This window comes from Pseudomonas sp. DP-17, from assembly GCF_022380625.1.
In the GTDB taxonomy this organism is placed as follows: domain Bacteria; phylum Pseudomonadota; class Gammaproteobacteria; order Pseudomonadales; family Pseudomonadaceae; genus Pseudomonas; species Pseudomonas nitroreducens_A.
This window is the reverse complement of the sequence record NZ_JAKSXG010000008.1, coordinates 25,482-51,001: the sequence shown is the minus strand read 5'-3', so window position 1 is coordinate 51,001 and position 25,520 is coordinate 25,482. Positions and strand designations below refer to the sequence as shown.

At 66.2% G+C, this 25,520-nt stretch carries 20 protein-coding genes; 14 read left to right on the top strand and 6 right to left on the bottom strand.

All coding sequences use genetic code 11. The annotated features are described in order from the left end of the window. Nucleotides 1-116 precede the first annotated feature (116 nt). The 4 genes from MJ122_RS13200 to glyA all read right to left on the bottom strand — a co-directional run bounded on the left by MJ122_RS13200 (nt 117) and on the right by glyA (nt 6,113). Nucleotides 117-3,137 carry a sarcosine oxidase subunit alpha gene (locus tag MJ122_RS13200; protein ID WP_239744479.1) on the bottom strand — a complete coding sequence of 1,007 codons (3,021 nt, stop codon included), beginning with the start codon at nt 3,135-3,137 and terminating at the stop codon, nt 117-119. Beyond that, entirely contained in the window at nt 3,137-3,463 is a 327-nt protein-coding gene (locus MJ122_RS13195; protein WP_017521545.1) for a sarcosine oxidase subunit delta, read from the bottom strand. The genes MJ122_RS13200 and MJ122_RS13195 overlap by 1 nt, the downstream gene beginning before the upstream one ends. A gap of 14 nt (nt 3,464-3,477) precedes the next feature. Beyond that, nucleotides 3,478-4,728, bottom strand: coding sequence for a sarcosine oxidase subunit beta (locus MJ122_RS13190; RefSeq protein ID WP_088420826.1), 1,251 nt, complete (start codon nt 4,726-4,728; stop codon nt 3,478-3,480). Nucleotides 4,729-4,859: 131 nt separating this feature from the next. Next, entirely contained in the window at nt 4,860-6,113 is a 1,254-nt protein-coding gene (glyA, locus tag MJ122_RS13185) for a serine hydroxymethyltransferase (RefSeq protein WP_088420827.1), read from the bottom strand. Between the two features lie 237 nt (nt 6,114-6,350). Between glyA and MJ122_RS13180 the strand changes: the two genes are divergently transcribed. From MJ122_RS13180 to MJ122_RS13165, 4 genes are all read left to right on the top strand, one after another. Continuing rightward, nucleotides 6,351-6,878 (top strand): hypothetical protein, encoded by a 528-nt coding sequence (locus MJ122_RS13180; RefSeq protein WP_239744478.1) that lies wholly within the window; start codon nt 6,351-6,353, stop codon nt 6,876-6,878. Between the two features lie 65 nt (nt 6,879-6,943). Beyond that, nucleotides 6,944-7,624, top strand: a complete 681-nt coding sequence (locus MJ122_RS13175; protein WP_239744477.1) for a hypothetical protein — start codon at nt 6,944-6,946, stop codon at nt 7,622-7,624. Between the two features lie 117 nt (nt 7,625-7,741). Beyond that, on the top strand, nt 7,742-8,170 hold the full coding sequence (locus tag MJ122_RS13170) for a hypothetical protein (RefSeq protein ID WP_239744476.1): 429 nt from the start codon (nt 7,742-7,744) through the stop codon (nt 8,168-8,170). A 75-nt stretch (nt 8,171-8,245) separates the two neighbouring features. Beyond that, nucleotides 8,246-9,289, top strand: coding sequence for a low specificity L-threonine aldolase (locus MJ122_RS13165; RefSeq protein WP_239744475.1), 1,044 nt, complete (start codon nt 8,246-8,248; stop codon nt 9,287-9,289). A gap of 149 nt (nt 9,290-9,438) precedes the next feature. Here MJ122_RS13165 and MJ122_RS13160 read toward each other — a convergent pair whose 3' ends face one another. Beyond that, nucleotides 9,439-9,756 (bottom strand): heavy metal-binding domain-containing protein, encoded by a 318-nt coding sequence (locus MJ122_RS13160; protein WP_017521552.1) that lies wholly within the window; start codon nt 9,754-9,756, stop codon nt 9,439-9,441. Between the two features lie 912 nt (nt 9,757-10,668). On the opposite strand from MJ122_RS13160, the gene fusA reads away from it, so the two are divergent. Then, nucleotides 10,669-12,717 (top strand): elongation factor G, encoded by a 2,049-nt coding sequence (gene fusA / locus MJ122_RS13155; protein WP_239744474.1) that lies wholly within the window; start codon nt 10,669-10,671, stop codon nt 12,715-12,717. A gap of 235 nt (nt 12,718-12,952) precedes the next feature. On the opposite strand, the gene gbcB is transcribed toward fusA, so the two are convergent. Further along, nucleotides 12,953-14,056, bottom strand: a complete 1,104-nt coding sequence (gene gbcB / locus MJ122_RS13150; protein ID WP_088420833.1) for a glycine-betaine demethylase subunit GbcB — start codon at nt 14,054-14,056, stop codon at nt 12,953-12,955. Nucleotides 14,057-14,482: 426 nt separating this feature from the next. On the opposite strand from gbcB, the gene gbcA reads away from it, so the two are divergent. The 9 genes from gbcA (at nt 14,483) to MJ122_RS13105 (ending at nt 25,279) form a co-directional block, all read left to right on the top strand. Then, the gene (gene gbcA, locus MJ122_RS13145) at nt 14,483-15,772 is read left to right on the top strand and encodes a glycine-betaine demethylase subunit GbcA (protein WP_088420834.1); all 1,290 of its coding nucleotides are present in this window, start codon (nt 14,483-14,485) and stop codon (nt 15,770-15,772) included. A gap of 516 nt (nt 15,773-16,288) precedes the next feature. Next, the gene (locus MJ122_RS13140; RefSeq protein WP_017521556.1) at nt 16,289-17,266 is read left to right on the top strand and encodes a dipeptidase; all 978 of its coding nucleotides are present in this window, start codon (nt 16,289-16,291) and stop codon (nt 17,264-17,266) included. 171 nt (nt 17,267-17,437) lie between these two features. Beyond that, nucleotides 17,438-17,968: a 4-vinyl reductase gene (locus tag MJ122_RS13135; RefSeq protein WP_015479613.1), complete on the top strand. Its 531-nt coding sequence runs from the start codon at nt 17,438-17,440 to the stop codon at nt 17,966-17,968. Nucleotides 17,969-18,042: 74 nt separating this feature from the next. Continuing rightward, the gene (gene dgcA / locus MJ122_RS13130; RefSeq protein WP_239744473.1) at nt 18,043-20,103 is read left to right on the top strand and encodes a dimethylglycine demethylation protein DgcA; all 2,061 of its coding nucleotides are present in this window, start codon (nt 18,043-18,045) and stop codon (nt 20,101-20,103) included. A gap of 182 nt (nt 20,104-20,285) precedes the next feature. Beyond that, nucleotides 20,286-22,253 (top strand): dimethylglycine demethylation protein DgcB, encoded by a 1,968-nt coding sequence (gene dgcB, locus MJ122_RS13125; RefSeq protein ID WP_239744472.1) that lies wholly within the window; start codon nt 20,286-20,288, stop codon nt 22,251-22,253. A 130-nt stretch (nt 22,254-22,383) separates the two neighbouring features. After that, nucleotides 22,384-23,616: an electron transfer flavoprotein subunit alpha/FixB family protein gene (locus MJ122_RS13120; RefSeq protein WP_239744471.1), complete on the top strand. Its 1,233-nt coding sequence runs from the start codon at nt 22,384-22,386 to the stop codon at nt 23,614-23,616. A 105-nt stretch (nt 23,617-23,721) separates the two neighbouring features. Then, the gene (locus tag MJ122_RS13115; RefSeq protein WP_088420838.1) at nt 23,722-24,498 is read left to right on the top strand and encodes an electron transfer flavoprotein subunit beta; all 777 of its coding nucleotides are present in this window, start codon (nt 23,722-23,724) and stop codon (nt 24,496-24,498) included. 257 nt (nt 24,499-24,755) lie between these two features. Continuing rightward, nucleotides 24,756-24,986 (top strand): hypothetical protein, encoded by a 231-nt coding sequence (locus tag MJ122_RS13110; protein ID WP_088420839.1) that lies wholly within the window; start codon nt 24,756-24,758, stop codon nt 24,984-24,986. Beyond that, nucleotides 24,983-25,279: a cell division protein ZapA gene (locus tag MJ122_RS13105; RefSeq protein WP_017521563.1), complete on the top strand. Its 297-nt coding sequence runs from the start codon at nt 24,983-24,985 to the stop codon at nt 25,277-25,279. The genes MJ122_RS13110 and MJ122_RS13105 overlap by 4 nt, the downstream gene beginning before the upstream one ends. Nucleotides 25,280-25,520 lie beyond the last annotated feature (241 nt).

The window sequence follows — 25,520 nt, the reverse complement described above, 5'->3', positions numbered from 1 at the left end:
TCCCTGAAGGGAGAGGGGATGTCCGTGCGTGCTGATACACGGTTCCATCCGGGAGGTTCGGTCACTCCCTCTCCCATCAGGGAGAGGGCGGGGGAGAGGGGCGAACCCCACTCCGATCAATCCACGTTCTGCCGTTCGCCTTTCGGGTCGTAGAACACCGAGCTGCAGATTTCCGCCTCGATCACTCGGCCATCCGGCAGCGGGGCGTAGACCTTCTCGCCCAGGCGCTTGATGCCGCCCTTCACCACCGCCAGGGCGAAGCTGTAGCCCAGGGTGCTGCTCATGTAGCTGGAGGTGACGTGGCCGACCATGGTTGCGGGAATCGTGTGCTGCGGGGTGAACAGCAGTTGCGCGCCCTCGGGCAGCAGGTCCATCGGGTTGGTCGGCTTGAGGCCTACCAGCTGCTTGCGGTCTTCGCGCTGGCAGTCGGCACGGTTCATGCCGCGCCAGCCGATCCACGAGAACGGCTTGGTGCGACCCACCGCCCATCCCATGTTCAGGTCGTCCGGGGTCACCGAGGCGTCGGTGTCCTGGCCGACGATGATGAAGCCCTTCTCGGCGCGCAGGACGTGCATGGTCTCGGTGCCATACGGGGTCAGGTTGTACTTGGCGCCGGCGGCGACTATGGCCTCCAGTACACCCATGGCGTAGTTGGCCTGGATGTTCACCTCGTACGACAGCTCGCCCGTGAAGGAGATGCGGAACACCCGCGCCGGTACGCCGGCGACCTTGCCTTCCTTCCAGGTCATGAAGGGGAAGGCGTCCTTGTCCAGGTCGATGTCGGTGACCTCACTCAGCAGCTTGCGGCTGTTGGGGCCGGACAGGGTGAGGGTGGCCCAGTGGTCGGTGACCGAGGTGAAGTACACCTTCAGCTCCGGCCATTCGGTCTGGTGGTACAGCTCCAGCCACTCCATGACGCGGGCCGCGCCGCCGGTGGTGGTGGTCATGACGAAGTGGTTGTCCGCCAGGCACGCGGTGACGCCATCGTCGAAGACCATGCCGTCTTCCTTGCACATCAGGCCATAGCGGGCCTTGCCCACGTCCAGCTTGGTCCAGGCGTTGGTGTAGACGCGGTTGAGGAACTCGCGGGCATCCGGGCCCTGGATGTCGATCTTGCCCAGGGTCGAGGCGTCGAGCAGGCCGACCGACTCGCGCACGGCGCGGCATTCGCGGGCCACGGCGGCATGCATGTCTTCGCCACGCTTGGGGAAGTACCACGGACGCTTCCACTGGCCGACGTCCTCGAACTCGGCGCCGTTCTTCACGTGCCAGGCGTGCAGGGCGGTGAAGCGCACCGGTTCGAACAGGTGACCGCAGTGGCGGCCGGCGACAGCGCCGAAGGTCACCGGGGTGTAGTTCGGGCGGAACATGGTGGTGCCGGTGTCGGCGATGCTCTTGCCCTGGGCGCGGGCGGCGATGGCCAGGCCGTTGATGTTGCCCAGCTTGCCCTGGTCGGTGCCGAAACCCAGCGCGGTGTAGCGCTTGACGTGCTCGATGGACTCGAAACCCTCGCGGCAGGCCAGTTCGATGGCGGCGGCGGTGACGTCGTTTTGGGTGTCGACGAACTGCTTGGGCGCGCGGGCGGTGGTTTTCTCGTGGGGCACCTGGAACAGCGCCAGGGTGGCGTCCTCGGTGCGCTCGGCAACCGCCGGCAGCTCGCCTGCGACGGACTTGAAGCCGCCGTCGACAGCGGCCTGGCTGCCGGCCTGGTAGCCGTCGGCCAGGGCATCGGCGAGGCGGAACACGCCGTTCACCGCACCGGCGCAGATGCGCTTCTGGAAGGCCAGGCCGGGAACGAAGGCGAGGATGTCCTCGCGCCATTCCGGCTTGCCGCCCAGGTGCGAGGCCAGGTGCACCACCGGGCTGTAGCCGCCGGAGCTGGCGACCAGGTCGCAGTCCAGCCACTCGCCGGGCGCGTTGACCTTGTGGCGGAAGGTGTCGATGGAGGCGACCTTCGCACCGCTCACGCGCTTGCTGCCGCGGGCCTCGATCACGGCGCTGCCGGTGATGACCCGCATGCCGCGCTTGCGCGCTTCCTCGACCCACTCGCCGCGCGGATTGGGGCGGGCGTCGGCGATGGCGACCACCTGCAGACCGGCTTCCTGCCAGTCCAGGGCGACGCGGTAGGCGTAGTCGTTGTTGGTGGACAGCACCAGCTTCTTGCCTGGCGCCACGCCATAGCGGCGTACATAGGTGGAGACGGCGCCGGCGAGCATGTTGCCCGGCACGTCGTTGTTCGCGTAGACCAGCGGGCGCTCGTGGGCGCCGGCGGCGAGCACCACACGGTTGGCACGGACGCGGTGCACGCGCATGCGCACCTGGCCCAGCGGGGCAGTCTCGCCGAGATGGTCGGTGCGGCGCTCGTGGATGGTGAGGAAGTTGTGGTCGTGGTAGCCGTTGACCGTGGAGCGCGGCAGCAGGATCACGTCCGGGTTGCCTTCCAGCTCGGCGATGACCTTGGCCACCCACTCCTCGGCCGGCTTGCCGTCGAGGGTCTCGCGGGTGTCGAGCAGGCTGCCGCCGAACTCTTCCTGTTCATCGGCGAGGATCACCCGCGCGCCGCTGCGCGAAGCCGCCAGGGCGGCGGCGAGGCCGGCGGGGCCGGCACCGACGATCAGCACGTCGGCGTGGTGGTTCATCCAGTCGTAGCTGTCCGGGTCCACTTCGGTGGGCGCGCGGCCAAGGCCTGCGGCCTTGCGGATGTACTTCTCGTAGGTCAGCCACATGGACTGCGGGTACATGAAGGTCTTGTAGTAGAAGCCGGGCGGCATCAGCTTGCCGCCGACCTTGCCGAAGATCCCCATGAGGTCGTTCTGCACGTTCGGCCAGCCGTTGGTGGCGGTCGCCACCAGGCCGTTGTACAGGGCCTGCTGGGTGGCGCGCACGTTGGGCACCTGGGTGGATTCGCGCGAGCCGATCTGCAGGATGGCGTTGGGCTCTTCGGCGCCGGCGGCGACGATGCCCCGCGGGCGCGAGTACTTGAAGCTGCGGCCGAGGATGTCGACGCCGTTGGCCAGCAGTGCGGCGGCCAGGGTGTCACCGGCGAAGCCCTGGTAGCTCTGGCCGTTGAAGCTGAAGGTGAGCGGCTTGGTGCGGTCGATGCGACCGCCACGGGACAGGCGATTGATCTGGCTCATTAGGCCTTCTCCACGGCGGGCTGGACGGCGGATTTCTTCTCGGATTCGGCGGTGATGCTCGGTTTTTCGCCGATCTTGTAGGTTTCCAGGATTTCGTAGGTCACGGTGTGGCGGGTGACGTTGAAGTACTGGCGGCAGCCGGCAGCGTGCACCCACAGTTCGTGGTGGATGCCGCGCGGGTTGTCGCGGAAGAACATGTACTCGCCCCATTCCGCGTCGGAGCAGGCAGCGGGGTCGAGCGGGCGCGGGATGTGCGCCTGGCCCTTGGCGTGGAATTCCTCTTCGGAACGCAGCTCGCCGCAATGGGGGCAGAAGATGTTCAACATGGTTAATGCCCTCTTTAGTGAGCTACGGCCGCAGCGCCGTGCTCGTCGATCAGTGCGCCGGTGTGGAAGCGTTCGATGGAGAAGGGCGCGGCCAGCGGATGCGGCTCGCCCTTGGCCAGGGTCGCGGCGAAGACGTTGCCCGAGCCGGGAGTGGCCTTGAAGCCACCGGTGCCCCAGCCGCAGTTGAAGAACAGGTTCTTCACCGGGGTCTTGCCGATGATCGGGCAGGCGTCCGGGGTGGTATCGACGATGCCGCCCCACTGGCGGTTCATGCGCACCCGCGAGAGCACCGGGAACATCTCGACGATGGCCTGCAGGGTGTGCTCGATGACCGGGTAGGAGCCGCGCTGGCCGTAGCCGTTGTAGCCGTCGATGCCGGCGCCGATGACCAGGTCGCCCTTGTCCGACTGGCTGATGTAGCCGTGCACGGCGTTGGACATGATCACGCTGTCGATGATGGGTTTCAGCGGTTCGGAAACCAGTGCCTGCAGTGGGTGCGATTCGATCGGCAGGCGGAAGCCGGCGAGCTTGGCCATGTGCCCCGAGTTGCCGGCGGTGACCACGCCGACGCGCTTGGCGCCGATGAAGCCGCGGTTGGTCTCGACGCCGATGACCACGCCGTCCTGCTTGCGGAAGCCGATCACCTCGGTCTGCTGGATCAGGTCCACGCCCAGGGCGTCGGCCGCGCGGGCGAAGCCCCAGGCCACGGCATCGTGGCGGGCCACGCCGCCACGGCGCTGCACGGTGGAACCCATCACCGGGTAACGGGCGCTCTTGGTGCAGTTCAGGTACGGAATCTCTTCGGCCACCTGCTGCGCATTGAGCAGTTCGCCGTCCACGCCGTTGAGGCGGTTGGCGCTGACGCGGCGTTCGCCGTCGCGCATGTCCTGCAGGGTGTGGCAGAGGTTGTAGACCCCGCGCTGGGAGAACATGACGTTGTAGTTCAGGTCCTGGGACAGGCCTTCCCACAGCTTCATGGCGTGTTCATAGAGCAGCGCCGACTCGTCCCACAGGTAGTTGGAACGCACGATGGTGGTGTTGCGCGCGGTGTTGCCGCCGCCCAGCCAGCCCTTCTCGACCACTGCGACGTTGGTGATGCCGTGCTCCTTGGCCAGGTAGTAGGCCGTGGCCAAGCCGTGCCCGCCGCCGCCGACTATGACCACGTCGTAGACCGGCTTGGGCGCGGGCGTGCGCCACATGCGTTGCCAGTTCTCGTGGTGGCTCAGGGAATGCTTGAACAGGCCGAAGCCGGAATAGCGTTGCATGTCGATGCTCCTGATCTTTTGCTCCCCTTCCCGTGGGAAGGGGGTGGGGTGAGGGTTGCGGCGCTGGGGTCGGGACCGATGTTTCCCTCACCTGCCCTTGGGGCGCCGTCTCCGCGAGGAGACGGGAAAACTCAACGGTAGACCGGGAAGTCCGCGCAGAGACCGGCGACCTGGGTGGCCACCTTGGCCTCGACGTCGGCATCGCCCAGATGGTCCAGTACGTCGCAGATCCAGCCGGCCAGTTCGCGGCACTGGGCTTCCTTCAGTCCGCGGGTGGTCACCGCCGGGGTGCCGATGCGGATGCCGGAGGTGACGAACGGGCTCTGCGGGTCGTTCGGCACGGCGTTCTTGTTCACGGTGATGCCGACGCGGCCCAGGGCGGCGTCCGCTTCCTTGCCGGTCAGGCCCTGCTTCACCAGGCTGATCAGCATCAGGTGGTTGTCGGTGCCGCCGGAGACCACGTCGTAGCCGCGGTCGATGAACACCGAGGCCATGGCCTGGGCGTTCTTGATCACCTGGGCCTGGTAGTCCTTGAAGCCGGGCTCCAGCGCTTCCTTGAAGCACACCGCCTTGGCAGCGATCACGTGCATCAGCGGGCCGCCCTGGGCGCCGGGGAAGACGGCGGAGTTGAGCTTCTTCTCGATCTCTTCGTTGCTGCGCGCCAGGATCAGGCCGCCGCGCGGGCCGCGCAGGGTCTTGTGGGTGGTGGTGGTGACCACGTCGGCGTAGGGCAGCGGGTTCGGGTACAGGCCGGCGGCCACCAGGCCGGCGACGTGGGCCATGTCGACGAACAACAGCGCCCCGACCTTGTCGGCGATGGCGCGGAAGCGCGGGAAGTCCAGGGTCTTGGAGTAGGCGGAGAAGCCGGCGACGATCATCTTCGGCTTGTGCTCCACGGCCAGGCGCTCGACTTCGTCGTAGTCGATCAGGCCGGTGGCGGTGTCCAGGCCGTATTGCACGGCGTTGTACAGCTTGCCGGAGGAGGAGACCTTGGCGCCGTGGGTCAGGTGGCCGCCATGGGCCAGGCTCATGCCCAGGATGGTGTCGCCGGCATTGATCAGCGCCAGGTACACCGCGGAGTTGGCCGAGGAGCCCGAGTGCGGCTGGACGTTGGCGTAGTCGGCGCCGAACAGCTGCTTGGCGCGATCGATGGCCAGCTGCTCGACCTTGTCCACATGCTCGCAGCCGCCGTAGTAACGCTTGCCCGGATAGCCTTCGGCGTACTTGTTGGTCAGCCCGCTGCCTTGGGCCTGCATGACGCGCTTGCTGGTGTAGTTCTCCGAAGCGATCAGCTCGAGGTGGTCCTCCTGGCGCGCTTCCTCGGCATCCATCGCCGCGAGCAGTTCGTCGTCATAGCCTTGGATCTGGTCTTGCTTGCTGAACATCGCTGTCTCCCTGCGGCGCGGTGGGGCGCCATGGCTGGTGCGGGACGAACCCGTCCCCTTGGAAGCGATGGTATGACCGGCCCCGTCCGACCAGATGCCTGCGCACGCCGCGGGTAGGTGCGTTTGCGACATGCCGTGAACGGCGTAAAAGCGACCGGGTGCGTGGAATTGCACGTGGCGGCTGGTCAGAATGCGACATGCTCGCGCCAGGACGGCGCGACCCTTGGAGCCCTGCCGATGAAGCGCGTCTTCTTGTGTGGTTCGTTGTGCATTGCCCTGCTGTCGCCGGCGTTGTCGGCCTGGGGCATGTCGCGCCTGTTCGACGGCGACGCGCGGGTCTGGGTGCGAGGCCGGACGCTGTGCTTTGGTGGCGCGGCATTCAGGTCGCCCGGCCTGTTTTTCAACCGCACCTTGCAGGTGGACGAGCGGCAGGTGGCGGTGTACTCCATCGAGGTCGCGCGCGAGCCCTACGAGCCGTTCTGGTCGTCGGCCAGCATCGAGCCCACTCAAGGCGTGCCACTGCGCAGCGATACCTGCTTCGCCTACGGCCAGGCGATTCCCGGTTTCCACGAGAAAACCCCGGCGCTGCCGCTGCAGCCTGGCCTGTACAACGTCACGCTCGGCGGGCACGACAGCGCCGGCAACGGCCAGCGGGCAACCTTCATGAAAACCTTCTGCTTGCAAGCGCGCAGCAACGGGGTGGCAGTGATCGACGCCGGCTATGACAACAGGCTGGGGCGCTGGGTCTGCAATCCTCCGCAATGAAGCTGGCGATAGGAAGCAGTGGGCCAAGGGACTAAACTGCGGCCCTCACGAAATGCGAGGACGCCATGAACCGTTCCCTGACTCTGCTTTCCGCCCTTCTGCTCGCCGCGACGCTGCAGGGCTGTGGCGACGACAGCCAGCCCGCCAAGGCCCAAGCGCCGGAAGCCGCCAGCACCGCCGCCGCAGCCACCCCGGCTGGCGACAGCTGCACCGGCCATGTGCTGGAAAAGGCGCTGCCGCCGACCAAGGCCGTCTACGGCTATCCCTACCTGTCCCGCGAGTGCGGCTACGACGACGCCACCATCGTCTATGGCAAGGCCGATGGCAGCCAGCGCCTGGTCGTGACCCTGACCGACACCGGCCTGCCGGCGCCGGGCGCCGACCAGCAGGGCGAGGCCGCCAAGCAGTACCTGGCCGCCCAGGCCAAGCTGCGCGACACCACCGCGAAGAACGTCTCGCTGCTCAACCAGGCGCGCCAGGCGGCGCTGCAGAACGGCACCGCCGCGCAGTTCGGCGGCGAGCAGTACCTGCCGGTGATCGACAGCACCCGCATGGGCGATCCGCTGGCCATCAGCGTGCCGGGCCCGGATGACAAAGCTGGTGAGTCCAGCCTGACCGGCCTGATCAAGGGCCGCTACGTGCTCAACATGGTTTCGCCGGACAAGCCCAACGGCGGCACCGCCCAGTCCCTGCGCGAGCTGTTCGTGCCCATCTCCGAGCAGATGGCGCTGACCAAGCTGCCCTGATTGATCCAGAGAGTTCTGACAGCGAACGCTCCCGATCTCTGATCCTCCACCTCGCCTCGTTCTGAGGAAAATTCCCGGCGTCGAAATTTCCCAATCGCCAGGAAGAGGTGGAGGACCATGACATTCAAGACCAGAGGCCTGCCGCTGTTCCTGGCGGCCGTGCTGTCGCTTGGCGCGCAGGCGACGCAGATGACCGCGCAGCCGATCCCTGAAGTCAAAGCCTACAGTGGCGCCGATGGCGTCAAGGTATGGGTGGAGCAGATCGGGCCACGCCGGGCCAACATGTTTCTGGTGCGCATCGGCGGCGTCGATCATGCCTGGAACATGCGCATCCACCGGATGGATGGGCTGAGCCTGCTGGATGAGTCGCTGTTCAAGCTGCATTCCCGGCGGGAGGAGCCCGTGGTCCTGGTGCTGCGCGGCGAGTGTGGCGAGCTGATGCTTCCCGGCGAGCGCAGCGGCCGCAAGGTCTGCTACGACCAGGGGTTGTCCTCGACCCAGGATGCCCGGCAGTTCGTGACGGCCTACGTGAACCAGCGCCTGTAAGACTGGCAGGTGCACGAGGAGCGGGGATTTCGCTACGCTGCTGACTGACTTTCCGTGCAGTGCCGAGGCAGCGCCATGACCGACAACACCCAACAGTTCGCCAGCGACAACTATTCCGGCATTTGCCCCGAGGCCTGGGCGGCCATGGCCGAGGCCAACCGCGGTCACGAGCGCGCCTATGGCGACGACCAGTGGACCGCCCGCGCCTCCGACTATTTCCGCGAGCTGTTCGAGACCGACTGCGAAGTCTTCTTCGCCTTCAACGGCACCGCGGCCAACTCCCTGGCCCTGGCGGCGCTGTGCCAGAGCTACCACAGCGTGATCTGTGCCGAGACCGCCCACGTCGAGACCGACGAGTGCGGCGCGCCGGAGTTCTTCTCCAACGGCTCCAAGCTGCTGTTGGCGCGCACCGACGCCCAGGGCAAGCTGACCCCCGAAGCGATCCGCGAGATCGCCCTCAAGCGCCAGGACATCCACTATCCCAAGCCGCGCGTGGTCACCATCACCCAGGCCACCGAGGTCGGCACCGTCTACCGCCCGGACGAGCTGCAGGCGCTCAGCGCCACCTGCCGCGAGCTGGGCCTGCACCTGCACATGGACGGCGCGCGCTTCTCAAATGCCTGCGCCTTCCTCGGCGCGACCCCGGCCGAGCTGACCTGGAAGGCCGGCGTCGAGGTGTTGTGCTTCGGCGGCACCAAGAACGGCATGGCGGTGGGCGAGGCCATCCTGTTCTTCAACCGCGAGTTGGCCGAGGGCTTCGATTACCGCTGCAAGCAGGCCGGCCAGCTGGCCTCGAAGATGCGCTTCCTCGCTGCGCCCTGGGTGGGCGTGCTGCAGGACGACGCCTGGATGCACTACGCCAGCCATGCCAACCGCTGTGCACAACTGCTGGCCGAGCGCGTCGCCGACGTACCGGGAGTGCAGCTGATGTTCCCGGTGGAAGCCAACGGTGTGTTCCTGCAGATGCCCGAACCCGCCCTTGAGGCCCTGCGCCAGCTGGGCTGGCGCTTCTACACCTTCATCGGCGCCGGCGGCGCGCGCTTCATGTGCTCCTGGGACACCGAGATCGCCCGCGTCGAGGAGCTGGCGGCCGACATTCGTCGGGTGATGGGCGCGTAAGTTGTCCCCAGGGGCTGGGGACGGTTGCTCGCGCAACCTGTCTCCAACCTGTGGATGAAAGCCTGCAAGCCGCGGAAAGCTTGGCTTTCGCGGGCCCGATCAATAATTGAGCGGCGCGGGCTTTATCGTCGGGAATCAGTGTGGCTTCGTCAGATGCGCACAGCCGTCCCGCTCACGCTGACCATCAGCATGCTGCCGTTCTGCCCCACGACCTCGTAATCCAGGTCGATGCCGACCACGGCATTGGCTCCAAGCTCCTGTGCGCGCTCCTGCAACTCCTCGAAGGCGATCTCCCGCGCCCTGCCCAGCTCCTTCTCGTACGCACCGGAGCGGCCGCCGATGATGTCGCGCAGGCCGGCGAACAGGTCGCGGAACACGTTCGCGCCGAGGATCGCCTCGCCAACCACGATGCCGCGGTATTCCTGGATGGTCTTGCCCTCGATGGTGGGCGTGGTGGTCAGGATCATGGGACTGGCTCCTCTGCTGGGGGAAACCCAGCATAGCCCCGCACCCCGCTGAAGGCGGCGCCGGCTGTGTTTCAGCATTTGGCGGACATCCCAGGGAAACCTTGTGATAAAGCTGTGGACAACCTGGTGGAAAATGTCGGCGATGTGACGCTCTGATGAATCGCGCCAGGTCATCGCTCATTTCCATAAGAGCCCCGCTATTCGTGGCTTTCATGGGGAATAGAGGGGGTTGTGGAGATCTCCACAGCCGCTGTGGAGGCCAGCGTGTCCAACCTGTGGAAAAACTGTTGGGAGGCGCCTGCGAAGCTGATGGTGCGCGGCCTGCGGAAAGCTGGCTATTTTGTGATCAGGCCCGCCTTTTCAGTCACTTGCGAACCTGTGTATCGATTGTGGCGATTTATCTGTGCACAGTCCTTCCACCGCTATCCCCGGTTTATGTTGACCCTCCTGTGCGCCTCCTGTGGAAAACATCGCCAACGTCATGTCCTGCGGAGCTTCCACAAGGTTGTTCAAGGAATGATCAGCTTGGCAGGCAAGGGACTGATCCACTGCTACTTTTCCCGAGGCGCAGGGGCTGCACGAAACTTTCCACAATGCCTGTGGGGCGAATCTCGCAGAAGGTGTGGACAACCTGTACCCACATCGCTGCAGCCCACGCGGGCCGCGCCCCGGACTGTTAAGTACGTTTTTTGATCAAATGGCGAAAGTCGCGCCACTACTGGCCTGCAGCGGATTTTCCGCTGGGTTTTCCACATTGGCTGTGCAACGTTGTGCCAGGAACTTGTGGGCTGGTTGTGGATGAATCGCTGCAAGCCGCGCTGTCGCGGGCTTGCGTCGGGGTGGTCAATATTTGTCCAGGCGTCTGGGGCTCGCTGCCTATACTTCAAACACCCTGGGGGCGGGAGAGTCAGCATGTCCAGTTACTCGGTGGAACAGATCCGCACCGTGGCCCTGGTCGGCCACGGCGACAGCGGCAAGACCCTGCTTGCCGAAGCGCTGTTGCAGCACAGCGGGGCCATCCCCAGCATGGGCTCGCTGGAACGCGGCGACACCCTGTGCGACTCCGACCCGCTGGAGCGCGAATACCACCACTCCCTGGCTTCCGCGCTGGTGCACTTCGAGCACGAGGGCGCGCACGTCCGCCTGATCGACACGCCCGGTTATCCCGATTTCATCGGCCATGCGCTGCCGGCACTGGCGGCTGTGGAAACCGCGCTGGTGGTGGTCAATGCGCAGAGCGGCATCGAGCTGAGCACCCGCCGCATGATGGACTGGGCCGCCGAACGCGGGCTGTGCCGGATGCTGGTGGTGAACAAGATCGACGCCGAGCGCATCGACCTGCCGGGCCTGCTGGCGGGTTTGCGCGAGTCGTTCGGCAAGGAGGTACTGCCGATCAACCTGCCTGCCGAGGGCGGCGCGCGGGTGGTGGACTGTTTCTTCAATCCCGACGGCGAGGCGGATTTCTCCTCGGTGGCCGAGGCGCACCAGGCGCTGGTTGACCAGGTGGTGGAGGTCGACGAAGCGCTGATGGCGCACTACCTGGAGGAGGGCGAGGTGGCACCCGAGGCGCTGCACGAACCCTTCGAGCGCGCCCTGCGCGAAGGGCACCTGATTCCGCTGTGCTTTGTTTCCGCCCGCACCGGCGCGGGCGTGCCGGAGCTTGCCAGCATCCTCGCGCGCCTTGCGCCGAACCCTGCCGAGGGCAACCCGCCGCTGTTCCTGCGCACCGACGACAAGGGTGTCGAGCACCCGCTGAAGTCCAGCCCCGACCCGGCCGCCCACGTGCTGGCCCATGTGTTCAAGGTGGTGATCGACCCTTTCGTTGGCCGCCTCGCGGTGTTCCGCGTACACCAGGGCACGATCCGCCGGGAGATGCAGCTGTTCGCCGGCGACGGACGCAAGCCGTTCAAGGTCGGCCATCTGTTGCGCCTGCAGGGAAAGAAGCACGAAGAGGCGCCGTGGCTGATCCCCGGTGACTTCGGCGCGCTGGGCAAGGTCGACGAACTGGAGTACGGCGTGGTGCTGCACGATTCCCACGACGAGGACCACATTCACCTCAAACCGCTGGATTTCCCCACGCCCATGCAGGGCCTGGCCATCGAGGCGAGCCGGCGCGGCGACGAGCAGCGCCTGGCGGAAATCCTCCAGCGCCTGCAGGCCGAAGACCCCTGTGTGCGCCTGGACTACAACGCCTCCACCCAGCAGACCGTGTTGCGCGGCATGGGTGAAATGCACCTGCGCTACCTGCTGGAGCGCATGGCCGGGCAGTACAAGCTGGAGGTGCAGACCCGCGCCCCCGCCGTGCCCTACCGCGAGACGGCGACCCGCAGTGCCGAAGGCCATAGCCGGCACAAGAAGCAGACCGGCGGGGCAGGGCAGTTCGGTGAGGTATTCCTGCGTATCGAGCCGCTGCCGCGCGGAGAGGGCTTCGCCTTCGTCGATGCGATCAAGGGTGGGGTGATTCCTGGCAACTTCATCCCCTCGGTGGAGAAGGGCGTGCGCTCGGCGCTGGCGGCCGGGCCGCTGGCCGGCTTCCCGGTGGAGGACGTGAAGGTCACGGTGTTCGATGGCAAGAGCCACTCGGTGGATTCCAAGGACATCGCCTTCCAGGCCGCCGGGCGCAAGGCCATGATCGATGCGCTGCGTAAAGCCGGCGGCATCGTGCTGGAGCCGGTGATGCAGATCGAGGTGACGGCGCCGGAGACCCATCTGGGCGATATCACCGCCGACCTGACCGGGCGCCGCGGCCAGGTGCTGGGCACCGAGTCGCTGTCGTCCAGCGTCGCGCTGGTGCGCGGGCAGGTGCCGCTGGCGGAGTTGGAGGGTTACGCCAACCGGCTGAAATCCATCACTGCCGGCCAGGGTCTCTATAGCCTTTCTTCCAGCCACTACAGTGCCGTCCCACAGGACGTCCAGCAACGCCTGTCCAGCGGCTACAAGGCTGCTCCGGAAGAAGACTGAGCGAATGTGGATATTCGTCGCAGCCGGCCTGCGCAAGGGCCCGGCCACGGGCCTTTGCGCGCGGCTGTCCGAGGTGTTCTCGGGAGAGGCGAGAGCCACGTGGCATGCGGGTTGCAGACGGGATCGAGGCGGCCAGGCGGTTCGGCCAGAGGTGTCTCCGAGCTTGCCTCGGGACACCTTCAGCCTGTGGATAACTCAGTGGGTAAGGTGTGGGACAGGTGGGGGCAGGCTGTGATCAGTACTCGATCACCACGTCGCCCTTGGGCACGCTGCAGCAGGACAGGATGTAGCCCTCGGCGACGTCTTCGTCGGTGATCCCGCCGTTGTGCTCCATCTCCACCTCGCCCGAGCGCTTCATCACCTTGCAGGTGCCGCAGATGCCCATGCCGCAGGCCTTGGGAATGTGCAGGCCAAGCTGCGCGGCAGCGGCATGGACGGTCTCGCCCGGCGCCACGCGGATGCTCTTGCCGGTCTCGCAGAACTCCACCAGGTTCTGCTCGGCCAGGGGCACGGCCGGCGCCTCGGCGGCTTCGGCGGCCAGTTCCTTCACGTCGGCGCGCACTTCCGGCGGGGTCGGGCCGAAGGCTTCCTCGTGGTAGCGCGACATGTCGTAGCCTTCGGCTTCCAGCAGGCGCCGGACGGCGTGCATGTACGGTGTCGGGCCGCAGCAGAAGACCTCGCGCTCGAGGAAGTCAGGCGCCATCAGCTGCAGCATCGCCTTGTTCAGGAAGCCCCGGTAGCCGGCCCAGGTCTCGCCCATCTCGTACTTCTCGCAGATCAGGTGCAGCTTGAAGTTGGCGATGCGCGAGGCCATGTGGTCCAGCTCGCGGTGGTAGATGATGTCCTTGGGCGTGCGCGCGCTGTGCACGAAGACCATGTCGACGTTGCCGTTGGTGTCGAAGAACCAGCGCGACATGGACATCACCGGGGTGATGCCGACGCCGCCGGAGAGGAACAGCACTTTCTCGGCGGGGAAATCGATGGCGTTGAAGTTGCCCACCGGCCCGTGCACCGGGATCTGGTCGCCTTCCTTGAGGTTGTCGTGCAGCCAGTTCGAGACCTTGCCGCCGGGCACGCGCTTGATGGTGATGGAGAAGCTGTAGGGCACCGAGGGCGAGCTGGAAATGGTGTAGGAGCGCATGATCGGCTGGCCGTCGATCTCCAGCTCCAGGGTGACGAACTGCCCCGGCTTGAAGAAGAACATGATCGGCGCGTCGGCCATGAAGCAGAAGGTGCGCACATCCCAGGTTTCCTGGATGGCCTTCACGCAGCGCACCAGGTGGCGCCCGTTGGCCCAGGTCTGGGTGTTCACCGGATTGAGGAAATTGTTCGTCGACATGCTGTCTCTCCGCGCACGCGGGCCGTGCTGGGCCTGATGGGGCAGCGCCGGGGCCCGCTTGCCTACGTCGTTCGAGCGTAGAAAGCACGCGGCCTTTCGGCATGCCTGATGGGGCGGATTGTGTGCACGAGGATGGCCGCTGCATTTACCTGCCAGCGACATTTGCATGCTTATCGCGACCTGCCGCCTGGGACGTGCCGTTGCGCGTCGGGAAATGATCTGGCCGTGTCGCCCATGGATAAGGGTAATCCGGGGCTGCGGCCCCACACTCAGCTCCATGCCGAGCAACCCCCAAGGTTGAGCGAGACGGCGGGAAACGGCGCACTCGGCGCGCCTGGCACCCACCGCACATGCCCTGCGTGGCAAACCGTATCAGCCACTTATTTCCGCCGGCAGCCCGACCCGGCTGCGGCATGAGGACTAGCAATGGACGTCACCACTACCCTGAGTCTGGGCGATCCGCTGGAGCCGGCCCGCAAGGCCACCGCCGAGATGCTGCGCAGCCGCGATCACAGCTTCTCGCTGCCGCAGCCCTTCTACAACGACGAGCGCCTGTTCCAGCTGGACATGCAGGAGATCTTCCACAAGGAGTGGCTGATCGCCGGCATGACCTGCGAGATCCCCGCCAAGGGCAACTTCCTCACCCTGCAGATCGGCGACAACCCGGTGATCGTCCTGCGCGGCGCGGAAGGGCAGATCCATGCCTTCCACAACGTCTGCCGCCATCGCGGCTCGCGCCTGTGCGTCAGCGACAAGGGCAAGGTCGCCAAGCTGGTCTGCCCCTACCACCAGTGGACCTACGAACTGGACGGCCGCCTGCTGTTCGCCGGCACCGAGATGGGCGCCGACTTCGACATGAAGGACTACAGCCTGAAACCGGTGAACGTGAAGACCGCCGGCGGCTACATCTTCATCTCGCTGTCGGAGAACCCGCCGGCCATCGATGACTTCCTGCGTACGCTCGAGCACTACATGGAGCCGTACGACATGGAGAACACCAAGGTCGCGGTGCAGACCACGCTGATGGAAAAGGCCAACTGGAAGCTGGTGCTGGAGAACAACCGCGAGTGCTACCACTGCAACGGTTCGCACCCGGAGCTGCTGAACACCCTGCTGGAGTGGGACGACGTCACCGACCCGCGTGCCAGTCAGGCGTTCAAGGACCAGGTCGCGGCCTGTACCACGGCCTGGGAAGCGGAGAAGATTCCTTACGCCCACGCCAGCTTCGGCCTGCGCAACCGCATCGTGCGCATGCCGCTGCTGCAGGGCACCGTGTCCATGACCATGGACGGCAAGCAGGGCAGCAAGAAGCTCATGGGCCGCATCCAGAACCCGGATCTGGGCTCGATGCGCATCCTGCACCTGCCGCACTCGTGGAACCACTGCATGGGCGACCACCTGATCGTCTTCACCGTGTGGCCGATCAGCGCGCAGCAGACCATGGTCACCACCAAGTGGCTGGTGCACAAGGATGCGGTGGAAGGCGTCGACTACGACGTGGCGCGCCTGCGCGAAGTCTGGGATGCCACCAATGACCAGGACCGTCGCCTGGCCGAAGAGAACCAGCGCGGCATCAACTCCACCGCCTACCAGCCGGGGCCGTACTCCAAGACCTACGAGTTCGGCGTGATCAACTTCCTCGACTGGTACAGCGAGCGCATGCTGAACAACCTGGGCGAGGAATCCGCCCACGCCCGCCTGGTCGCCGAGAAGTAAGACCCCGCCACCCAGCGCCCCCTTTGCGGGGGCGCTGTCGTTGAAGAGGAATCCACTTGGACGCCATGCTCTTCTACAGCAGCTCCGCCTTCGTCACCGGCCTGGTGGCGTGGAACCTCTTCGCCTGCTGGCGCAAGCGCTGACTGATTCGCCTCACGCTCTGAATGGCTTCGCTCAAAGGTTACCTGTGGGCTCGTTGTCGGATGGGTGGAGCTTGCGATACCCATCGGCGCGGCCCGCGATCGCAAATTGATGGGTATCGCTGCGCTCCACGCCATCCTGCGTCTCGGCTCTGAACCACCTCCTTATTCTGTAATCCGCGGCTTCCGAGCCTTCGTGCGGGACGCATTCTCCTGCGCGACGCAAACGCTGTCGCCCATGTCGCGAGGTTGACGCTTTCGGTATGACCCTGGTCGTTTTCGAACCGGGTCGCCTGCGGGGGCAGGGATATCCTGCCTGCAAAGCGTCGGCACAAGTCCCGCCGCACCAGCCTTGCCTGAATAGAGAGACGCCAAGATGAGCCCAGCCGAACTTCACGCCGACAGCATCGTCATCGATGGCCTGATCATCGCCAAGTGGAACCGCGAGCTGTTCGAGGACATGCGCAAGGGCGGCCTGACCGCCGCCAACTGCACCGTGTCGGTGTGGGAAGGTTTCCAGGCGACGGTGAACAACATCGTCTCCAGCAGCAAGCTGATCCGCGACAACAGCGACCTGGTGCTGCAGGTGCGCACCACCGCCGACATCCGCAAGGCCAAGGAGCAGGGCAAGACCGGCATCCTCTTCGGCTTCCAGAACGCCCATGCGTTCGAGGACCAGCTGGGCTACGTCGAGGTCTTCAAGCAGCTGGGCGTGGGCATCGTGCAGATGTGCTACAACACCCAGAACCTGGTCGGCACCGGCTGCTACGAGCGTGACGGCGGCCTCTCCGGCTTCGGCCGCGAGATCGTCGCGGAGATGAACCGCGTCGGCATCATGTGCGACCTGTCCCACGTCGGTTCCAAGACGAGCGAGGAAGTCATCCTCGAGTCGAAGAAGCCCGTCACCTATTCCCACTGCCTGCCGTCGGGGCTGAAAGAACACCCGCGCAACAAGTCCGACGCCGAACTGAAGTTCATCGCCGACCACGGCGGCTTCGTCGGCGTGACCATGTTCGCGCCTTTCCTCGCCAAGGGCATCGACTCGACCATCGACGACTACGCCGAAGCCATCGAGTACGTGATGAACATCGTCGGTGAGGACGCCATCGGCATCGGCACCGACTTCACCCAGGGCCACGGCCAGGACTTCTTCGAGTGGCTGACCCACGACAAGGGTTACGCCCGCCGCCTCACCAACTTCGGGAAGATCGTCAACCCGCTGGGCATCCGCACCGTGGGCGAATTCCCCAACCTCACCGAGACCCTGCTCAAGCGCGGCATGCCCGAACGCGTGGTGCGCAAGGTCATGGGCGAGAACTGGGTCCGCGTCCTGAAGGACGTCTGGGGCGAGTGATTCAACCTCAACAGCGCCCTCTCCCCACAGCCCCTCTCCCGCAAGCGGGAGAGGGGAGCAGAGCCGCCGGCATGCACCTGACCGTCCGCATGCACGGATAGCTCCCTCTCCCATCTGGGAGAGGGCTGGGGAGAGCGCAATCGCACACACAAATTCTGGAGTCTTGCCGCCATGGCCAAACACGCCCCCGAACTGCCCATCGAAGTCGACAGCGAAACCGGCGTCTGGACCACCGACGCCCTGCCGATGCTCTACGTACCGCGGCACTTCTTCGTCAACAACCACATGGGTATCGAGGAAGAGCTGGGCGCCGAGCGCTACGCCGAAATCCTCTACAAGGCCGGCTACAAATCCGCCTGGCACTGGTGCGAGAAGGAAGCCGAGTGCCATGGCCTGGTCGGTGTGGAAGTCTTCGAGCACTACATGAAGCGCCTGTCCCAGCGCGGCTGGGGCCTGTTCCAGATCGAGCAGATCGACCTCGACAAGGGCACGGCCCAGGTGCGCCTGAAGCACTCGGCCTTCGTCTACGTCTACGGCAAGGTCAACCGCAAGGTCGACTACATGTTCACCGGCTGGTTCGCCGGCGCCATGGACCAGATCCTCCAGGCGCGCGGCAGCGACATCCGCACTGTGGCCGAGCAGGTCTACAGCGGCGCCGAGGAAGGCCATGACGACGGCTTGTTCGTCGTCAAACCCCTCTGATCCACGACTTCGGCACGGGCGGCCCGAGGGCCGCCACCACAACAAGAAACCTCTGATCCCGTGAGGATGCCGCAATGGCTTTCGAGGCAATGTTCCAGCCGATCCAGATCGGCAAGCTGACCATCCGCAACCGCGTGCTCTCCACCGCTCACGCCGAGGTGTATGCCACCGATGGCGGCATGACCACCGAGCGCTACGTGAAGTACTACGAGGAGAAGGCCAAGGGCGGTATCGGCCTGGCCATCTGCGGCGGTTCCTCCGTGGTCGCCATCGACAGCCCGCAGGAGTGGTGGAGTTCGGTGAACCTCTCCACCGACCGCATCATCCCGCACTTCCAGAACCTGGCCGACGCCATGCACAAGCATGGGGCCAAGATCATGATCCAGATTACCCACATGGGCCGCCGCTCGCGCTGGGACGGCTTCAACTGGCCGACCCTGATGTCGCCGTCCGGCATCCGCGAGCCGGTGCACCGCGCCACCTGCAAGACCATCGAGCCGGAAGAGATCTGGCGGGTGATCGGCAACTACGCCCAGGCGGCACGCCGGGCGAAGGAAGGCGGCCTGGACGGCGTCGAGCTGTCCGCCGTGCACCAGCACATGATCGACCAGTTCTGGAGCCCGCGCGTCAACAAGCGGACCGACGAGTGGGGCGGCACCTTCGAAGGCCGCATGAAGTTCGGCCTGGAGGTGCTCAAGGCCGTGCGCAAGGAGGTCGGCGACGACTTCTGCGTCGGCATGCGCATCTGCGGCGACGAATTCCACCCGGACGGTCTGACCCATGACGACATGAAGCAGATCGCCAAGTACTACAGCGACACCGGCATGATCGACTTCATCGGTGTGGTCGGCTCGGGCTGCGACACCCACAACACCCTGGCCAACGTCATCCCGAACATGACCTACCCGCCGGAGCCCTTCCTGCACCTGGCCGCCGGCATCAAGGAAGTGGTCAACGTACCGGTGCTGCACGCGCAGAACATCAAGGACCCGAACCAGGCCACCCGCATCCTCGAAGGCGGCTACGTGGACATGGTCGGCATGACCCGCGCGCACATCGCCGACCCGCACCTGATCGCCAAGATCAAGATGGGCCAGGTCGACCAGATCAAGCAGTGCGTCGGCGCCAACTACTGCATCGACCGCCAGTACCAGGGCCTGGACGTGCTGTGCATCCAGAACGCCGCCACCTCCCGTGAATACATGGGCGTGCCGCACATCATCGAGAAGACCACCGGCGTGAAGCGCAAGGTCGTGGTCGTCGGTGGCGGCCCGGCCGGCATGGAAGCGGCGCGCGTCGCCGCCGAGCGTGGCCACGACGTGACCCTGTTCGAGAAGAAGGACCAGCTCGGCGGGCAGATCACCACCGCCTCGAAAGCCCCGCAGCGCGACCAGATCGCCGGCATCACCCGCTGGTACCAGCTGGAGCTGGCGCGGCTGAACGTCGACCTGCGTCTGGGCACCGGCGCGGACGCCGACACCATCCTGGACCTGCGCCCCGACGTGGTGGTGCTGGCCAACGGCGGCCATCCGTTCCTGGAGCAGAACGAGCACTGGGGCGCCGCCGAAGGGCTGGTGGTCAGCAGCTGGGACATCCTCGACGGCAAGGTCGCGCCGGGCAAGAACGTGCTGGTCTACGACACCATCTGCGAATTCAGCGGTATGTCGGTGGCGGATTTCCTCGCCGACAAGGGCGCCCAGGTCGAGATCGTCACCGATGACATCAAGCCGGGCGTGGCCATCGGCGGCACCACCTTCCCGACCTACTACCGCAGCATGTACCCCAAGGAAGTGATCATGACCGGCGACCTGATGCTGGAGAAGGTCTACCGCGAGGGCGACAAGCTGGTGGCGGTGCTGGAGAACGAATACACCGGCGCCAAAGAGGAGCGGGTGGTCGACCAGGTCGTCGTGGAGAACGGCGTGCGTCCGGACGAGAGCCTGTACTACGCGCTCAAGCAGGGCTCGCGCAACAAGGGCCAGATCGACGTCGAGGCGCTGTTCGCGATCAAGCCGCAGCCGTGCCTCAGCGAACCGGGCGACGGCTACCTGCTGTTCCGCATCGGCGACTGCGTGGCCCAGCGCAACACCCACGCGGCGATCTATGACGCACTGCGTCTGTGCAAGGACTTCTAAGACACGCCTTGTGATGTCCGGCAGGCACGGACAGCCCCCTCTCCCTTCAGGGAGAGGGGCGGGGAGAGGGCGGTGGGCCGAGTGACCGGGCCGACCGGGAAGACCCTCTCCCCCCGCCCTCTCCCGCCAGCGGGAAAGGGAGCTTGCCCAGTGCCCCCTGAGGTCCCGTAGGGAGACCAGAAATGCTCAACATCCTCCTCCCCATCCTGCTGTTCGCCGCCCTCGGCCTCGCCGTGCTGGGCGCCGTGAAGCGCTTTTCGATGTGGCGTCGTGGCCGGCCCGCCCAGGTCGACTGGATCGGCGGCCTGCTGAAGATGCCGCGCCGCTACCTGGTGGACCTGCACCACGTGGTCGAGCGCGACAAGTACATGTCCAAGACCCACGTGGCCACCGCTGGCGGCTTCGTCGCCGCCGCGCTGCTGGCCATCCTGGTGCACGGCTTCGGCCTGCACAGCCGCATCCTCGGCTTCGCCCTGCTGGCCGCCACCGCGCTGATGTTCTGTGGCGCGCTGTTCGTCGCCAAGCGCCGTCTCGACCCGCCGTCGCGCCTGTCGAAAGGCCCGTGGATGCGCCTGCCGAAGAGCCTGCTGATGTTCTCGGCGAGCTTCTTCATCGCCACCCTGCCGGTGGCGGGCATCCTGCCGGAAGGCTTCGGCGGCTGGTTCCTCGCTGCCATCCTCGCCGTCGGCGTGGCCTGGGGCGTGTCCGAGCTGTTCTTGGGCATGACCTGGGGCGGCCCGATGAAGCATGCCTTCGCCGGCGCCCTGCACCTGGCCTGGCACCGCCGCGCCGAGCGCTTCGGTGGCGGTCGCTCCACCGGCCTCAAGCCGCTGGACCTGGCCGACCCCATGGCGCCGCTGGGCGTGGAGAAACCCACCGACTTCACCTGGAACCAGCTGCTCGGCTTCGACGCCTGCGTGCAGTGCGGCAAGTGCGAGGCCATGTGCCCGGCCTTCGCCGCTGGCCAGCCGCTGAACCCGAAGAAACTCATCCAGGACATGGTCATCGGCCTGGCCGGCGGCAATGACGCGAACTTCGCCGGCTCCCCGTATCCGGGCAAACCGCTGGGCGAACACAGCGGTGGTCCGCACCAGCCGATCGTCGCGCTCGATGGCAAGGCCCTGGTGGACGCCGAGACGCTGTGGTCCTGCACCACTTGCCGCGCCTGCGTCGAGGAGTGCCCGATGATGATCGAGCACGTCGACGCCATCGTCGACATGCGCCGCCACCTCACCCTGGAAAAGGGCGCGACCCCGAACAAGGGCGCCGAGGTGCTGGAAAACCTCATCGCCACCGACAACCCCGGCGGCTTCGCCCCCGGCGGCCGACTGAACTGGGCGGCGGACCTGAACCTGCCGCTGCTGGCCGACAAGCAGCAGGCCGACGTGCTGTTCTGGGTCGGCGACGGCGCCTTCGACATGCGCAACCAACGCACCCTGCGCGCCTTCGTGAAGATCCTCAAGGCCGCCCATGTCGATTTCGCCGTGCTCGGCCTGGAAGAACGCGACAGCGGTGACGTGGCCCGTCGCCTGGGCGACGAGGCGACCTTCCAGACCCTGGCCAAGCGCAACATCGCCACCCTGGCCAAGTACCGCTTCAAGCGCATCGTCAGCTGCGACCCGCACAGCTTCCACGTTCTGAAGAACGAGTACGGCGCCCTCGGCGGCAACTACCAGGTGCTGCACCACACCACCTTCATCGACGAGCTGGTGCAGAAGGGTTCGCTGAACCTCGGCCAGAGCAAGGCCGACAGCGTGACCTACCACGACCCGTGCTACCTCGGCCGCTACAACGGCGAGTACGAAGCGCCGCGCAATGTGCTCAAGGCGATCGGCATCGAGGTGAAGGAAATGGAGCGCTCCGGCTTCCGCTCGCGCTGCTGCGGCGGTGGCGGCGGTGCGCCGATCACCGACATCCCCGGCAAGCAGCGGATTCCCGACATGCGCATGGCCGACATCAAGGAGACCGGCGCCGAGCTGGTGGCCGTGGGCTGCCCGCAGTGCACCGCGATGCTCGAAGGCGTGGTCGCCCCGCGTCCGGAGATCAAGGACATCGCCGAACTGGTCGCCGAGGTCCTCATCGAGGCCACCGAGGTGCCGGCAAAAAAGCCCTCGCTGGCGCGCCGTGAAGAAGCGGTGGAGGTGCATTGATGGATACCCGCCCCTGCGGAATTGAACCTGTAGGAGCGAGCTTGCTCGCGAACCGCCCGAAATTCGGTGCTGACCCGTTCGCGAGCGAGCTCGCTCCTACGAAAAGCACCTTCGCGCTGGAGGTCCAGCCATGAGCGACATCATCCGCCGCGATCCCCGCGCCGAGTGGATCGCCCGCAACCGCCTGCACCCGCTGCACGCGGCCATGCAGTCCGCCCAGGGAGGCGAAAGCCGCTGGATGGGCCCCAATGGCGTGATCCGCAAGAATCCGCACGCGGTCGGCTTCATCGGCCCCAACGGGGTCAAGCGCATCGACCGTTCCGGTGGCCAGCAGGGCACCGGCGGCAAGCGCAGCAGCGCGCCGGAAGTGGTGCAGCTGCCGCTGGTGACGATCGAGCAACCGGCCTTCCTGATCGCCGTGGTACCGGACATGGTCGGCGGCCGCCTTTCCAGTCATGACCGCGACCTGCTGGGCCTGGCCCGCAAGCTCGCAGGAAATGACGGCGCGGTGCTGGCCGTGATCTTCGGCGAACACAAGGAACCCGCCTTCGATACCGCTGGCGTCGACCGCCTGCTGCAGATCGCAGGCAACGAGTATGACGGCTACGCCCCTGAACAACGGGTGCTGGCGCTGCGTTCGGTCAACAGTCAGTTTGCCCCGCGCCACTGGCTGCTGCCCGACAGCCGCAGCGGTGGCGGCGAATTGGGCCGCCGGTTGGCCGCGAGCCTCGGCGAGCGCCCGGCGACCCGCGTCTGGCAGGCCGAAGGCGAGCGCTGCGTCGGCCGTGCCGGCGCCGGCCAGCAGGACCTGCACCGTGGGCTGCCACGCCTGATCCTGGCCGCCGCCGAGTGTGCCGAGCCGGTCAGCGAAACCCGCCACGAAGCCCGCGCGGTCGAACTGGATTCCAGCGTCGCCCGCAACCTCCCGCGCATCGAAGACCTCGGCCCGGTGGCCGTGGACCCGGCGCAGATCCCCATGGCCGAGGCGGAGTTCATCCTCTCCGGCGGTAATGGCGTGAAGGACTGGGACCTGTTCCACCGCGCCGCCGTGGCGCTGGGTGCCACCGAAGGTGCCTCCCGCGTGGCGGTGGACGACGGCCACATGCCGCGCGCCCGCCAGGTCGGCGCTACCGGTACCTGGGTCACCGCGCGGGTCTATCTGGCGGTGGGTATTTCCGGGGCGATCCAGCACCTGCAGGGCATCGGCTCCTGCGACAAGGTGGTGGCGATCAACATGGACCCGGGCTGCGACATGATCAAACGCGCCGACCTCTCGGTGATCGGCGATTCCACGGCGATCCTCAAGGCACTGATGGCCCTGGCCGAGGCCCATCGCAATGGAGCGGCGCGCGATGCGGCCTGAGTTGAGTTCCCCGGTAGGGCGCATGAAGCCGAAGGCTTTGTCCGCCATCACGGCCAAATCGGCGAATAACGCGCAGCGTTATTCGCCCTACGTCGAGATTTCAGCATGAATGACCTGAACATCGTCGCTCTGGTTTCCATCGGCGCCCACCCGGCCTCCGGTCGCGCGCGCCGCGCCGACCAGGATGCGCGCGCGGTAGAGCTGGGCATGAGCCTCGCCGGCAAGCGCCTGCGCGTGGTGCATGCCGGCGACGCCGGGGAAGAAGCGCTGCGCGGCTACCTCGGCATGGGCCTAGACGAGCTGGCCGTGCTGGAGCAGCCCGCTGGCGCCGACGCTTTGCCGGCACTGGCGGCCTACCTGGGCGACAGCGACGCGCAATTGGTGCTCACAGGCACCCAGGCGGAAACCGGCGAAGGCTCCGGCATGCTGCCCTTCCTGCTGGCCGAGCGTCTGGGCTGGCCGCTGGTGGTCGGCCTGGCGGAAGTGGAGAAAGTGGACGGCGGCAGCGCCCAGGTGCTGCAAGCCCTGCCCCGTGGCCAGCGGCGCCGGTTGAAGGTACGTCTGCCCTTTGTCGCCAGCGTCGACAATGCCGCGCCTGTGGCGCGCCAGAGCGCGTTCGGTCCGGCCCGCCGCGGCTACCTGGAAGCCCATGAGGTGGAAGTGGTCGATGACCCGCTGCTCGCCGAGGGCAACCTGCAACCGGCGCGCCCACGGCCCAAACGCCTGAAAGTCATCAAGGCGAAGACCGGCGCCGAGCGCATGAAAGCCGCCACCGCCAAGGCTTCCGGCGGCACCGGGCAGGTGCTCAATGACGTCACGCCGGAAGCGGGCGCCGAGGCGATCTTCAAGCTGCTGCGCGAAGAGGGCGTCATTCGTGTTTGAGTACGGAGTGGCCTGATACCGATCGCGGACAAAGTCCACTCCTACGCTCAGCATTTGCCGTAGGAGCGGACTTTGTCCGCGATGGGCGGGTCCAAACGCGTACTGGGGCAAGGAAGACATTGAAATAACACGAGAATTACCTCGTAAGCTATTGAATTGACAGCATACGGCTTGTCAGAAGAACGCCGTTTCCGCTGGCCCCGCCGCGCCCCTTTCTTTATCCTCCGCACCCTTTGAAAAGCTTTGCGGAGGCTCCCATGCTCGATTCCACCCTCGAACAACTTGAACAGCTGGTCGCCGAACTGCTGCAGCAGAACGAAGTGCTGGTGCAGGACAACGCCGCCGTGCGTGAAGAGCTGCTCAAGGCCCGTGAGGAAAACGACAGCCTGCAACTGTCCCTGATGGAGCAGGAAGAGAAGCACAACGCGACCGCCACCCGTCTGCAGGCGCTGGTCCGCCGCGTCAGCGACAGCCGCGCCCACGCATGAGTGGCGACGGCGTCCGCGTCCTGCGCATCCTCGGACGCGAGTACAGCGTCCGGGCGCCGGCCGGTGAAGAGCGCCGGCTGCAGAATGCGGCCGCGCTGCTGCAGGCGGAAATCACCGCCAGCAAGAAGAAATTCCCCTACGTCACCAGCAATGAGCTGATGGTGCTTTCCGCGCTCAACCTCTGTGCCCGTCAGCTGGGCGCGTCGGATGCCGAGTGCGACGAGGCGGACGCCGTGGAGCGTATCGCTGCCCTCAACCGGCGGATTCTCGATCACCTGCAACGGCAGGATTGATCCTCGCGCGTTTCCTGGTGCGATTCATGCCAATCGCGGACGGAGTCCGCTCCTACGAAACCTGAAACTGCGCAGGAGCAGACTCCGTCCGCGATGTTTTCCGCCATGTCCAAATTTCAGGCAAAAAAAAGGGGACACCGGGGTAAGCGGTGTCCCTTCTAAAGGAGAGTGGGCCGCAAGGCCCCTCAACCGGTGAGACGTGGCGCTTCGGACAAGTCCGCCGCGCCGGGCATAAAAGAAG